This is a genomic window from Pseudomonas sp., from assembly GCF_036387035.1.
Taxonomy (GTDB): Bacteria; Pseudomonadota; Gammaproteobacteria; order Pseudomonadales; family Pseudomonadaceae; genus Aquipseudomonas.
The window spans coordinates 1-12,747 of record NZ_DASVUM010000194.1 but is presented as its reverse complement, the minus strand read 5'-3'; the positions used below and the strand labels follow the sequence as shown (position 1 = coordinate 12,747).

Here is a 12,747-nt window from a genome sequence, read left to right as displayed (position 1 = left end):
GCGCCCAGCGCGTCGTTGACGATCGGGCCGTGGGGCGACTGCCGAAGGGTGAGCGTCACGGGTGGTTCGCCTTTGACGTCGATCTGCTCGGTGCGTGACGTCATGTCCACCCAGGCGCCGTGGTACCAGACTTGATTGGGGTTTTCGGGGTTGGTCTTTTCCGCGATCAGGTCCAGATCATCATTTTGGAACATGGTCAGGCTCCAGCCGAAATCCAGGTTGTGGCCGAGCAGCGCGAACGGGTTGAGCGCCTGGAAATGCCCATACAGCTCGAAACCCGGGGCCGTGAGCTGCGCTTCGTACCAGACCGCCGGCACCGAGAAACGAATGTGCGGGTCACCCGCCAGCAGTGGCTTGCCACTTTGGGTGCGGCTGCCGGAAACCGCCCACGCATTGCTGCCCTCGAACTGCGGCAGGCCGGCCTTCTCAAGCGCTTGTTGGCTCAGCAGCGCCAGATCGTTGAGGCCTTTCCAGTCCGCGCGGCTCAGCGCCGGCGCAGATGATTGGCCTAGCGCGCCGCGTGGCTGCCAGTCGAGGTCGAAAACCTTCAAGTATTCCGGGCCCAGTTGATCCCGCACATAGGTCATCAACGGTTCAGTGCGAAAGGCAGCTGCGAAGCTGTAGGCCAGATAGCCGCCGACGCTGAGCGTGTCTTGCGCCGTGAACGGCCGCTCGCGAATGCCCAGCACGTCGAACTCGATCGGTTTCGGATGCGTCGCTTGATAATGATTGATGCCGTCCAGGTAGGCTTGCAGCGCTTTCCACGCTGGCGTGTTTTTATCCTGGCGCGCGACGTAGGCATCGGCGTGCTCGCGGATGCGCAGGCTGCGGAACAGCTTGTCGGTGCTGACCAGCTTGGGGCCGAGGACTTCCGCCAGCTCGCCGCGCGCCAGCCGGCGCAGGATTTCCATCTGGAACAGGCGGTCCTGCGCATGAACGTAGCCCAGGGCGCGGTACAGATCGTCCTGGTTTTCGGCACGAATGTGCGGCACGCCGCGCTCGTCATAATGCACGCTGACCGCGGCATGCAGCCCCGGCAGACTCATCTCGCCCTCACGTGCCGGCTGCTTGCCGTGGAGGTACCAGGCGCCCGCGCCCCCGATGAGCACTAACACTGCGACGATGACGTAAAGGCTGCGTTTCATCGGGGGCTCAAATGAGAATCGGAAGGGTTTGCAGGCTACAGATTTGTGTCGCGACTGGGTAGACGGACCGGTCAGGGATTTAGGCGGCGTAACTTGCCACGCCGCAGCGGACAGATGACACTTCCATACGGCCGCTTCCTACCCACATCAATCTGGAATTCTGATGTCAGACACGTTCGACCCCGATCACCTGCGTGCTGAGCTTTCGCCGCTGAGCGTGTCGCAAAAGCTGTCTGAAGAGGCGCAGGCCTATCAGCGTTTCTATGGCCTGAACGCGCTCGGCCCGAATGGCTCGATCCACAGTCGAATCGGGCGCTTTGAAGTCGGCGGGTACGACATCGTCGCGCAGCTCTGGATGCCGGAGCAGCCCGTGGGCACGCTAGTACTGATGCACGGCTTTTACGATCACGTCGGGCTGTATCGTCACGTCATCGACTGGGCAGTTGGGCTCAGGCTGGCAGTGATGACCTGCGACTTGCCGGGCCATGGGCTGTCCAGTGGGGCGCGGGCGAGCATTACTGACTTCGCGGAGTATCAGGCGGTGCTGGACCGACTGTTTGTCGAAGCTGACACCCTCAGGCTGCCCCAGCCTTGGCACCTGTGCGGACAAAGCACCGGCGGCGCCATTGTGATCGACCATTTGCTTCATCACGGCGACGCCAGCCCGGCGCAGGGTCAGACCATCCTGCTGGCGCCGTTGGTGCGGCCGCGTGGCTGGGCCCTGTCGAAGTTCAGCTATTACCTGCTGCGCGGCTTCGTCAAAGCCATTGACCGGCGGTTCAGCGAAAACTCTAACGCCCCGACCTTCCTGCCGTTCCTGCTGGCGGACCCGCTGCAGCCCCGACGCCTGCCAACGGTCTGGGTCGGCGCGCTTGCCAAGTGGGTCGAGCGCATCGAACGCGCACCGCGCAGCCGTCGCCGCCCGCTGATCGTGCAGGGCGAGTCGGACATGACCGTGGACTGGAAACACAATCTCGCGGTGCTCAAGGACAAGTTCGATCAGCCGCAGATTTTCATGCTGCACGAAGCGCGGCACCACTTGGTGAACGAGTCACCCGAGTTGCGCGCGCGGTTTTTTGAGTTCCTGACGCAGCGGATAGGGTAGGGCTCGAAGGGCAGGGCAGGCCTCCTAACTGACCGCATGAACCCAGTGGGACCGGCTTTAGCCGGGAGGCTTAAGTCGTCACACCGAAAGAATGAGGGTGTTCAAACAGTACCCTTCCCGGCTGAGGCCGGTCCCACTGACGTCATTTGACAGTCTGCCCGACCGCCAATCCCGCGCGAACCGAGGCCAGCGCAGCCTTGTAATAAGCCCTGCCCTCGTTTGACTCAGCGAAGGTCGCGAATTCGTCCAGCTCGCCGTCCGACAGGTCGCGGTACACGTAAAGCAGCGTGTTGTTCACGTCCTTGCCGATTTGCCCCATGAGCCGCTGGCGTTGGCCGTCAAGCATGGCCTGGGTCGTTGCGCCGCCCATCAGGCCTGGAATCATTGAACTGAGGCTGTCGGCGGCAACGCCGGCAATCGCAAGGCTGACCTCCGCGCCCGCTTCCTTGGCGGGGAGGGCGTTGGCGAGGTGGCCGATGATCAGCAGACGGTTATCGTCCGCCTCGATGTGCGGCAGGCCCTGAGCGTTTTTGGCCAGTTGGTCTGGACGCGTGGCAGTCAGCTCGGCATTGACGATCTTGCGGCCCAGCGGCGACTGGAAAAACTGCAGCGCAGGGTTCGGGTCCTGCAGGGTCTGGCGCAGCGTCTGCTCCGCTCGCAGGTCCATCGCCTGCGGCGCGAAGCGCTGATTGCTGTTGCTGACCAGAGCATCGAATACGGCCGGCGGAAGGCTGTTGCGGTAACGCTGCTGAGCGGCCTTGAGGGCATCGACAAAGTGAGCGCGTTGTTCCGGCCAGCCGGCGAGCTTGTACAGCTGATCGTGGCCGTCTGCCCAGGCGGGCAAAGTGCAGAACATCAACAGCAGGAAAAACAGACGGCGCATTAGAGACTCCTGTCGGCAGGCCGCCATTCTCGGTGGGGCAGCGGGGATTTGTCGAGTTAACACTTGCCAGACCCCCGTAAAAATCGAGGGTTCGACAGGCAATCAGGCAAAACCGCCGGGCGTCCTCGCACCGGCTAAAAATATTCCTCATTCGCCGCATTGCAGGCCCTGTCGGATTAATCGGCGTATGGATACTATGCGCGCCATGCGCATATCCCCTGATCACCCGCTGCTGTTGCGAATCGTCGACGACCTGGCCGAGCGCGGCTGGTCGCAGCAGAACATCTTCCTGCCCGACACCCTGACCCGCGAGCTGGCGCTTGAGTGCCGCACACGCGCTGTCCAGGGCGAACTCGCGCCCGCTGCAGTGGGGCGCGGACCGGCGCAGGAGGTTCGGGAGGGGATTCGCGGCGATCATATTCAGTGGCTGGAAGCGGGGCAGGCCGAGCCATGCGACCGCTATCTGGACCTTATGGACAGCCTGCGCCAGGCGCTGAACCGAGGCTTGTTTCTGGGCCTTGAGGACTATGAGAGTCACTTCGCGCTCTATCCGCCGGGGGCCTTTTATCGCAAGCACGTGGATCGCTTTCGCGATGACGATAAAAGAATGGTCTCTGCGGTCGTCTATCTGAATGATGGCTGGTTGCCGGAGCACGGCGGCCAGTTGCGGATGTACCTCAAGGATGGCGTCGAGTACGACGTGCAGCCCACCGGTGGCTGCCTTGTGGTTTTCCTGTCCGGCGACATGCCCCACGAAGTCATGCCCTCGACCCGCGAACGCCTGTCGTTGACCGGATGGTTCAGGCGACGCGGAAACGAACCGTTCGAGTTGTAGCAGGCCTATTCCCGCAAGTCCGGCAGCAATCAGAGATCGCAAGCCGACCTCGATTCCGTGGGAGCGAGCTTGCTCGCGAAGGCTTACTTCCCGTCTACCAGAGAAAGTAGCTGAATGCCCTGGCCTCTTCGTGAGCAAGCTCACTCCCACAGAGGGTGTGGTTGCTGCCTGGCACCGCTTCGGTCCAAGATGAAATCTTCTACATCCTTCCACTCAGCGAAACACTTCGCGGCTAACCGCAGCTAAGGTAAAGCGCGTTACTGGCGGTTGGGTGTCGAGGTGACACAGGTTTGACGCCTAACACTCCAGCCGCCCATCAATAAAGACGGAGAAATCATGAAAACGTTATTTGCTGGAACTGCCCTGACCGGACTGTTACTGGGCGCGAGCTTCCTGGCTCAGGCCGCCGACATGCCACGCACGGCAGCCCCTGCAGGCGCCGAGGTGTACATCATATCGCCGAAGGACGGCGCGACCGTCAATGGCGCATTCAAGGTGCAGTTCGGCCTCAAGGGCATGGGTGTTGCCCCGGCCGGCGTCGACGTTCCGGACACCGGTCATCACCACCTGTTGATCGACGTCAAGGATCAGCCCGACATGACTGCGCCGTTGCCCACCACCGACAACATCCGCCACTTCGGCAAAGGCCAGACCGAAACCGAGCTGAACCTGACGCCGGGTCAGCACACGCTGCAGTTGCTGGTCGGCGACAAGAACCACGTTCCGCTGAACCCGCCGGTCGAGTCGCAGAAGATCACCATTACGGTGAAATAACGCGCCGTGCATTGGGCGATTGGTGGACAACCATCGCCAGCGTGTCAGCGATTCGCGGACAAAAAAAGGAGACCCGAAGGTCTCCTTTTTTATCATCTTCAACCCATCGTCTTAGAACAGGACGCGGCTGCGGATGGTGCCCTTGATGTGTTGCAGTTTCTCTTGCGCCAGATCGGAGTACTCGGCATCGACGTCGATCACCACGTAACCGACCTTCTCGTTGGTCTGCAGGAACTGACCGGAGATGTTGATGCCGTTCTCGGCGAAGACCTTGTTGATCTCCATCAGCACGCCCGGGATGTTCTCGTGGATGTGCAGCAAGCGGTGCTTGCCAGGGTGAGCCGGCAGGGCAACTTCCGGGAAGTTGACCGAGGAGACAGAGGTACCGTTATCGCTGTACTTGACCAGTTTCTCTGCCACTTCCAGACCGATGTTGGCCTGCGCTTCAGCCGTCGAGCCGCCGATGTGCGGGGTCAGGATGACGTTATCCAGGCCACGCAGAGGGCTTTCGAACTCGTCGTCGTTGGAGCGGGGTTCGACCGGAAACACATCGATGGCCGCGCCAATCAAGTGCTTATCCTTGATCGCATCAGCCAGGGCGTCGAGTTCAACCACCGTGCCGCGTGCCGCGTTGATCAGGATGGCGCCCTTCTTCATCGTGCGGATTTCTTTCTCGCCGATCATCCACTGGGTTTCGTTGGTTTCCGGAACGTGCAGGGTGACGATGTCGGACATGCCCAGCAGCTCGTTCAGGCTCGATACCTGAGTGGCGTTGCCCAGCGGCAGCTTGGTCAGCGTGTCGTAGAAGTAAACCTGCATGCCCAGGCCTTCAGCCAGCACCGACAACTGAGTGCCGATCGAGCCGTAACCAATGATGCCGAGCTTCTTGCCACGAATCTCGAAAGAGTTGGCCGCGCTTTTGATCCAGCCGCCACGATGGCAGGAAGCGTTCTTCTCCGGGATACCGCGCAGCAGCAGGATGGCCTCGGCCAGCACCAGCTCCGCCACCGAGCGGGTGTTGGAGTAAGGGGCGTTGAACACAGCGATGCCGCGCTCGCGGGCTGCGTTCAGGTCAACCTGGTTGGTGCCGATGCAGAAACAGCCGACCGCCACGAGCTTCTTGGCGCAGTCGAACAGTTCTTCAGTCAGCTGAGTGCGGGAACGAATACCGATGAAGTGAGCGTCGGCAATCTTTTCCTTCAGTTCGGCTTCCGGCAGAGACTTGGTGTGGTACTCGATGCTGGTGTAACCGGCGGCCTTGAGGACGTCGACCGCGGACTGGTGGACGCCTTCGAGAAGAAGGAACTTGATCTTGCTCTTGTCGAGGGAAGTCTTGCTCATCTGCGTAAACCTGTGTCCCGAAGAAAATGGCAGTAAGTGAAGCGCGCGCCAATCGGCTGAAAGCTCGATTGGCGGGGGGCGTATGCTAGCATATGCACCCCGCGAAACACCCCATTCCTGGACGTGAGCCGTTCTCAGGATGACCATGAATTGTTCGAGAGTTCTGTTGATGACCCATCCTGCGCTGATAGATGAGCTGAAGACCCTGGTTGAGCCTGGCAAGGTCCTGACCGACGCCGATTCCCTCGAAGCCTACGGCAAGGACTGGACCAAACATTTCGCCCCGGCGCCCACGGCCATCGTCTTCCCCAAGACCACTGAGCAGGTTCAGGCCATCGTTCGCTGGGCCAACGAGCGCAAGGTTGCACTGGTCCCTTCGGGCGGCCGTACCGGGTTGTCGGCCGCTGCCGTCGCCGCCAACGGTGAGGTGGTTGTCTCGTTCGATTACATGAACCAGGTGCTCGAACTCAACCTGACCGATCGCACCGCCATCTGTCAGCCGGGTGTGGTCACCAAACAGTTGCAGAACCTCGCCGAAGAAAACGGCTTGTATTACCCGGTGGACTTCGCGTCGTCAGGCTCCAGCAATATCGGCGGCAACATCGGCACCAACGCCGGCGGGATCAAAGTGATTCGCTACGGCATGACCCGCAACTGGGTCGCCGGCCTTAAAGTCGTCACCGGCAAAGGCGACCTGCTCGAGCTGAACAAAGACCTCATCAAAAACGCCACCGGCTACGACATGCGCCAGCTGTTCATTGGCGCCGAAGGAACGCTGGGGTTTGTGGTCGAGGCGACCATGCGTCTGGACCGCGCGCCGAAGAACCTCACCGCGATGGTGCTAGGTACCACCGATTTCAACGCGATCATGCCGGTGCTGCACGCGTTTCAGAGCAAACTCGATCTGACTGCATTCGAATTCTTCTCGGACAAAGCGCTGGCCAAGGTCATGGCGCGCGGTGACGTACCGTCCCCGTTCGAAACCGAGTGCCCCTTCTACGCGCTGCTGGAATTCGAGGCGACCACCGAAGAAGTGGCCAACCACGCGCTGGAAACCTTCGAGCACTGCGTCGAGCAGGGCTGGGTGCTGGACGGAGTAATGAGCCAGAGCGAACAGCAACTGCACAACCTGTGGAAGCTGCGCGAATACATCTCCGAAACCATCTCCCATTTCACGCCGTACAAGAACGACATCTCGGTCACTGTTTCGAAGGTCCCGGCGTTTCTCGCGGAAGTCGACGCGATCGTCGGCCAGCATTACCCGGATTTCGAAATCGTCTGGTTCGGTCACATCGGCGACGGCAACCTGCACCTGAACATTCTCAAGCCGGAAAACCTGAGCAAGGATGAGTTCTTTGCCAAGTGCGCGACGGTGAACAAATGGGTGTTCGAGATCGTCCAGAAGTACAACGGCTCGATTTCCGCAGAACACGGCGTGGGCATGACCAAGCGTGACTATCTGCACTACAGCCGGTCGCCGGTGGAAATCGAATACATGAAGGCCGTCAAAGCGGTGTTTGACCCGAACGGCATCATGAACCCGGGCAAGATCTTTGCGGTGTAAAGCGGCGTTCACTGTCGAATAACATCAGCGATGCGCCTCACGCCGTTTAATGGTTTCGGCAGGGCGCAAATCTGTAGGAGCCGGCTTGCTGGCGAACTCGGTCGGTCAGATATGAAATGTCGACTGACACAACACGCATTTCAGGAGCGCTCATGAGCTATCAGCACAAGTACGTGGACGGCACCAAGGTTCACTTTCCACTTGGGAAGGTCGTCTGCATCGGCCGCAATTACGCCGAGCACGCCAAGGAGCTGGACAACCCTGTACCCACCGAACCGCTGCTGTTCATCAAGCCGGGCAGCTGCGTGGTCGGGATCGAGGGTGGTTTCAGCATTCCTCAGGAACGCGGTTCGGTGCACTACGAAGCCGAGATCGTCGTGCTGATTGGCAAGCCGCTGAGCAAGAGCCCGAGCCGCGAAGAAGTCCTCGACGCGATTTCCGGGTTTGCGCCGGGCCTGGACCTGACGCTGCGCGACGTGCAGTCGAAGCTCAAAGAGAAAGGCCTGCCGTGGGAAATTGCCAAGTCGTTCGACGGTGCGGCGGTCATCGCGCCGTTCGTGTCGGCTGACGTTTATCCTGATCTGACCGACATCGCCATCCGCCTGACCATCAACGGTGAAGTCCGCCAGGACGGCAACAGCAGCCAGATGCTCAACCCGATCGTCCCGATGATCCAGCACATGGCGTCGCAGTTCTCGCTGCAGGCCGGCGACCTGATCATGACCGGCACGCCCGCCGGTGTAGGGCCCTTCAGCGTCGGCGATGAGATTGTGCTGGAGCTGACAGGCCAGAGCCGTTTCGAAAGCGACGTTCGCGGATGACACACCGTAAAAGCCGTCTGCGTTTTCGCTGGTGGTCGCTGCTCGTTGCGGCGGTGGTGATTCTTGCCGGTCTTTCCTACGCCTGGCACTGGGATGATCGCGGTCTGTTATGGCTGCGCGAGCGCAACGTTACGCCGGCCGAGCGGGCGGCGGGCATCTGGCTGCCGGACTACAAGGTCGACATCGACGCCAAGCCCCTCGCAGGCATGGAAAAGGACGAGGCTTCGGATCTGTCCTACGACCCGGCAAGCAAAACGTTGTACTCGGTGATGGGCAAAAACCCGTTCCTGTCCGAGCTGACGCTGGCCGGCGACGTGATTCGCAAGATCCCGCTACAAGGCTGGGGTAACCCCGAGGGCGTTGCCGTTCTGGGGAAGGGGCTGATAGCCATCGTCGATGAGCGCCAGCACTTGATGACCATCGTCCACGTCACCCCTGAAACCAAAACCCTGAACCTCGCTGACTTCCCCAAGTACGACCTCGGGCCGTCGAAGGACCAGAACAAAGCCTTCGAAGGCATTGCCTGGGACCCGCGCGATCAGCAGTTCCTGCTCGGCGAAGAGCGCCCGCCAGCGTTGTACAGCTGGCAAGCCGACGGCAGTACTGAGGTGAAAGGCGAGAAGCGCAAGCTGATCAACGACAACCTGATTGTGCGCAATTTGTCGTCCCTGTATGCGGACCAGAAGACCGGGCATCTGCTGGTGCTGTCCGCCGAGTCGCACATGCTGCTGGAGCTGGACGGCAAGGGCAATCCGGTCAGCTTCATGATGTTGCTGCACGGTTTCAACGGTCTGAGCCAAACCATCCCGCGCGCCGAAGGAGTGGCGATGGACGAGAACGGCACCATTTACATGGTCAGTGAACCCAACCTGTTTTACACCTTCAAGCGGCAGTAACGCCGGGTCGGCTTCGGCGCAATCGTCTTCCCGGTTCGCGATGCTGCCGCAAAACAACCGGAACGAGATGTCACATCGCTTTCAGTTTGGCTTCAGAATACGGTGCTATCAAAGCCGCCCCACTGAAGTCGAGCCCCTGCATGCGTCGTGTGTCCCCGTTTCAGAGCGTCGTGCTCACCTTGCTTGTCCTGCTAATACTGACCGCCTCGTTTTTCGTGGCGCGCGAATATCGGGTCATCGAGCGGCTGTGGTTCAACTGGTACGTGTTTTGGCAGTCGAGCGACGCCCAGGCCTTGGGGCTCGACGCGTACGAGGTGAAGATTGAGGCACAAGCCATCATCGGACTGGAGAAGAATGTCTCGGCGCTCAGTTTCGATCCGCAGCGCAAGACCCTCTTCACCGTCACCAACAAAAACCCCGAGCTGGTCGAGCTGAGCCTTGAAGGGCGAGTCCTGAGACGGATTCCGTTGACCGGTTTTGGTGATGCCGAAGCGGTCGAATACATCAGCCCCGGCATTTACGTCATCAGCGACGAGCACAGTCAGCGCCTGATCAAGGTCCATGTGGATGACGACACCACTTTCCTTGATGCCGCCGATGCCGAGCAGCTGACTCTGGGCATAGACGCTGGCGGCAATAACGGCTTCGAAGGCCTGGCTTACGATAATCAGGGGCGCCGGCTGTTCGTCGCCAAAGAGCGGCGGCCGGTGCAGATCATCGAAGTGCGCGGCTTTCCTGACGCGGGCACCGACTCCCCCAATGTGCTTGAAGTGACGTCGAGCAAGCAGCGCGATGCCGGGCTGTTTGTTCGCGACCTTTCCAGCCTGCAGTTCGATGAGCGCAGCGGGCATCTGCTGGCGCTGTCGGATGAGTCGCGGCAGATTCTCGAGCTGGACACTGAAGGAAGGCCGGTCGCCAACGTGTCGCTGACCAAGGGCAGCATGGGCCTGAGCAAAAGCGTGCCCCAGGCCGAAGGCATCGCCATGGGCGACGACGGCACGTTGTACGTCGTGAGCGAGCCGAATCTGTTTTATGTGTTCAAGAAGCCCTAACCCGGCGCTGGCGTGCCGGGATCTAGCGAGGGTTAGCCCAACTGCGGAAATCTGTGGGAGCAAGCTCGCTCGCGAAGACGTACTCCCGGTCACCAGAGAACATTACTGAATGCTCGGTAGTGATCAGCGCTTGAGGCTTTTCACGCCTTCCTGGGTGCCCAGCAACAGCAGATCCGCCGGGCGTGCCGCGAACAGGCCGTTGGTGACGACGCCGACGATGTTGTTGATCTGCGCCTCGACTTGCACCGGGTCGGTGATGTTCATGTTGTGGACATCGAGGATGATGTTGCCGTTGTCGGTCAGCACACCGTCGCGGTACACCGGATCGCCGCCCAGCTTCACCAACTGACGGGCCACGTGGCTGCGGGCCATCGGGATTACTTCGACCGGCAGAGGGAACGCGCCCAGCACCGGCACCAGCTTGCTGGCGTCAGCGATACAAATGAAGGTTTTGGCCACGGCAGCGACGATCTTTTCCCGGGTCAGGGCCGCGCCGCCGCCTTTGATCAGGTTCAGGTGCTCGTCGCTTTCATCGGCGCCGTCGACATAAAACTCCAGATCGCTGACCGTGTTCAGCTCATACACCGGAATGCCATGGCCCTTGAGGCGCGCAGCCGTTGCGTCGGAGCTTGCGACTGCGCCGTCGAACGCGCCTTTATGCTGCGCCAGTGCGTCGATGAAGCAATTGGCAGTGGAGCCGGTGCCCACGCCCACGATGCTTTTGTCGTCGAGTTTCGGAAGGATGAAATCGACCGCGGCCTGGGCAACGGCCTGTTTGAGTTGATCCTGGGTCATGCGAGGTGGGCTCCGGTTACAGGAAATAGCGATATGTCCGAGGGCCGGCAGTATAACGACATGCCGTCGTCAAAGCCTGAGTCTTGATGTGGTCGTGCGTCGGGGTGAGGGGTAGACTTCCGGGTCTTGCCCCTTCGCCAGTGATCCTTCCCCGATGCTCGAGCACTACGTCAAAAAGATCCTCACCTCTCGCGTCTACGACGTTGCGGTGGAAACTCCGCTGCACGCCGCCCGCCAGCTGTCCCAGCGCCTGGGCAACCAGGTCCTGCTCAAGCGCGAGGACCTGCAGCCGGTGTTCTCCTTCAAGATTCGTGGCGCGTACAACAAGCTGGCGCAGTTGAGCCCTGAGGAACTGGCGCGGGGCGTGGTGACGGCATCGGCGGGCAATCATGCCCAAGGTCTGGCGCTGGCAGCGAAGACCCTCGGTGTGTCGGCGACCATCGTAATGCCGAAGACCACGCCGGAGATCAAGGTCGAAGGTGTGCGCTCCCGGGGCGGAAAAGTCGTACTGCATGGCGACTCGTTTCCCGAAGCGCTGGCGTATTCGCTGAAGCTGGTTGAAGAACACGGCTACGTCTATGTCCACCCGTACGACGACCCTGACACCATTGCAGGGCAAGGCACCGTGGCGATGGAAATTCTGCGTCAGCATCAGGGCCCGCTGGACGCGATCTTCGTGCCGGTGGGTGGCGGCGGGCTGATCGCCGGCATTGCGGCGTACGTGAAATACCTGCGCCCGGACATCAAGGTGATCGGTGTCGAGCCTGACGACTCAAATTGCCTGCAGCAGGCCATGGCCTACGGCGAACGGGTGGTGTTGCCGCAAGTCGGGCTGTTCGCCGACGGCGTGGCGGTGGCGCAAATCGGCCAGTACACCTTCGATATCTGCAAGGACTACGTCGACGAAGTCATTACCGTCAGCACCGATGAAATCTGCGCGGCGATCAAGGACATCTACGACGACACCCGCTCGATCACCGAGCCTGCAGGCGCGTTGGGCGTGGCGGGGATCAAGAAGTACACCGAGCAATACGAAGTCACCGGGCAGACCTTCGTCGCCATCGACTCCGGCGCCAACGTGAATTTCGACCGCCTGCGCCACGTGGCAGAGCGCGCCGAACTGGGCGAAGGCCGCGAGGCAATCATTGCCGTGACCATCCCGGAGCAACCGGGCAGCTTCAAGGCCTTCTGCGAGGCCATTGGCAAGCGCCAGATCACCGAATTCAACTACCGCTACCACACCGACCGCGAGGCGCACATCTTTGTCGGCGTGCAGACCCACCCGGACACCGACCCGCGCAAAGCCTTGATTGCCAGCCTGACCGAGCAGGGTTTTCCGGTCCTCGACCTGACCGACAACGAACTGGCCAAGTTGCACCTGCGGCACATGGTCGGCGGGCATTCGGAGCGGGTCAACGACGAGGTGGTGCTGCGTTTTGAGTTTCCCGAGCGGCCAGGCGCGCTGTTCAACTTCCTGAACAAGCTGGGCGGGAAATGGAATATCTCGATGTTTCATTACCGCAACCACGGCGCGGC

Annotated in this window: 12 protein-coding genes; 8 read left to right on the top strand and 4 right to left on the bottom strand. The window is 60.9% G+C overall.

Annotated features, from left to right (window positions below; all coding sequences use genetic code 11):
- Positions 1-1,145: penicillin acylase family protein (locus VF672_RS18620; protein ID WP_331106023.1), on the bottom strand; the 1,145-nt coding region annotated here is incomplete at its 3' end.
- Between the two features lie 163 nt (positions 1,146-1,308).
- Between VF672_RS18620 and VF672_RS18615 the strand changes: the two genes are divergently transcribed.
- Positions 1,309-2,250 carry an alpha/beta hydrolase gene (locus tag VF672_RS18615; protein ID WP_331106022.1) on the top strand — a complete coding sequence of 314 codons (942 nt, stop codon included), beginning with the start codon at positions 1,309-1,311 and terminating at the stop codon, positions 2,248-2,250.
- 142 nt (positions 2,251-2,392) lie between these two features.
- On the opposite strand, the gene VF672_RS18610 is transcribed toward VF672_RS18615, so the two are convergent.
- Positions 2,393-3,133 (bottom strand): DUF2059 domain-containing protein, encoded by a 741-nt coding sequence (locus VF672_RS18610; RefSeq protein ID WP_331106021.1) that lies wholly within the window; start codon positions 3,131-3,133, stop codon positions 2,393-2,395.
- A gap of 196 nt (positions 3,134-3,329) precedes the next feature.
- Between VF672_RS18610 and VF672_RS18605 the strand changes: the two genes are divergently transcribed.
- Positions 3,330-3,968 (top strand): 2OG-Fe(II) oxygenase, encoded by a 639-nt coding sequence (locus VF672_RS18605; protein WP_331106025.1) that lies wholly within the window; start codon positions 3,330-3,332, stop codon positions 3,966-3,968.
- A gap of 336 nt (positions 3,969-4,304) precedes the next feature.
- The gene (locus VF672_RS18600) at positions 4,305-4,742 is read left to right on the top strand and encodes a DUF4399 domain-containing protein (RefSeq protein WP_331106020.1); all 438 of its coding nucleotides are present in this window, start codon (positions 4,305-4,307) and stop codon (positions 4,740-4,742) included.
- A gap of 111 nt (positions 4,743-4,853) precedes the next feature.
- On the opposite strand, the gene serA is transcribed toward VF672_RS18600, so the two are convergent.
- A complete protein-coding gene (gene serA / locus VF672_RS18595; protein WP_331106019.1) occupies positions 4,854-6,083 on the bottom strand; it encodes a phosphoglycerate dehydrogenase in 1,230 nt (409 codons plus the stop codon).
- 169 nt (positions 6,084-6,252) lie between these two features.
- Between serA and VF672_RS18590 the strand changes: the two genes are divergently transcribed.
- From VF672_RS18590 to VF672_RS18575, 4 genes are all read left to right on the top strand, one after another.
- The gene (locus tag VF672_RS18590) at positions 6,253-7,647 is read left to right on the top strand and encodes an FAD-binding oxidoreductase (RefSeq protein ID WP_331106024.1); all 1,395 of its coding nucleotides are present in this window, start codon (positions 6,253-6,255) and stop codon (positions 7,645-7,647) included.
- 152 nt (positions 7,648-7,799) lie between these two features.
- Positions 7,800-8,468: a fumarylacetoacetate hydrolase family protein gene (locus VF672_RS18585; protein ID WP_331106018.1), complete on the top strand. Its 669-nt coding sequence runs from the start codon at positions 7,800-7,802 to the stop codon at positions 8,466-8,468.
- A complete protein-coding gene (locus tag VF672_RS18580; protein ID WP_331106017.1) occupies positions 8,465-9,364 on the top strand; it encodes an SdiA-regulated domain-containing protein in 900 nt (299 codons plus the stop codon). The genes VF672_RS18585 and VF672_RS18580 overlap by 4 nt, the downstream gene beginning before the upstream one ends.
- A gap of 140 nt (positions 9,365-9,504) precedes the next feature.
- Positions 9,505-10,416, top strand: a complete 912-nt coding sequence (locus tag VF672_RS18575; protein ID WP_331106016.1) for an SdiA-regulated domain-containing protein — start codon at positions 9,505-9,507, stop codon at positions 10,414-10,416.
- A gap of 123 nt (positions 10,417-10,539) precedes the next feature.
- Here VF672_RS18575 and rpiA read toward each other — a convergent pair whose 3' ends face one another.
- Complete coding sequence (gene rpiA, locus VF672_RS18570; RefSeq protein WP_331106015.1) at positions 10,540-11,211, bottom strand: ribose-5-phosphate isomerase RpiA; 672 nt, start codon at positions 11,209-11,211, stop codon at positions 10,540-10,542.
- Positions 11,212-11,365: 154 nt separating this feature from the next.
- On the opposite strand from rpiA, the gene ilvA reads away from it, so the two are divergent.
- Positions 11,366-12,747, top strand: a 1,382-nt coding sequence (gene ilvA, locus VF672_RS18565) for a threonine ammonia-lyase, biosynthetic (RefSeq protein ID WP_331106014.1), incomplete at its 3' end; no start/stop codon positions are given.

Coding starts and splice junctions, on each gene's coding strand:
- VF672_RS18615 (WP_331106022.1), top strand. CDS start 1,309: ATGTCAGACACGTTCGACCCCGATCACCTGCGTGCTGAGCTTTCGCCG.
- VF672_RS18610 (WP_331106021.1), bottom strand. CDS start 3,133: ATGCGCCGTCTGTTTTTCCTGCTGTTGATGTTCTGCACTTTGCCCGCC.
- VF672_RS18605 (WP_331106025.1), top strand. CDS start 3,330: ATGCGCGCCATGCGCATATCCCCTGATCACCCGCTGCTGTTGCGAATC.
- VF672_RS18600 (WP_331106020.1), top strand. CDS start 4,305: ATGAAAACGTTATTTGCTGGAACTGCCCTGACCGGACTGTTACTGGGC.
- serA (WP_331106019.1), bottom strand. CDS start 6,083: ATGAGCAAGACTTCCCTCGACAAGAGCAAGATCAAGTTCCTTCTTCTC.
- VF672_RS18590 (WP_331106024.1), top strand. CDS start 6,253: ATGACCCATCCTGCGCTGATAGATGAGCTGAAGACCCTGGTTGAGCCT.
- VF672_RS18585 (WP_331106018.1), top strand. CDS start 7,800: ATGAGCTATCAGCACAAGTACGTGGACGGCACCAAGGTTCACTTTCCA.
- VF672_RS18580 (WP_331106017.1), top strand. CDS start 8,465: ATGACACACCGTAAAAGCCGTCTGCGTTTTCGCTGGTGGTCGCTGCTC.
- VF672_RS18575 (WP_331106016.1), top strand. CDS start 9,505: ATGCGTCGTGTGTCCCCGTTTCAGAGCGTCGTGCTCACCTTGCTTGTC.
- rpiA (WP_331106015.1), bottom strand. CDS start 11,211: ATGACCCAGGATCAACTCAAACAGGCCGTTGCCCAGGCCGCGGTCGAT.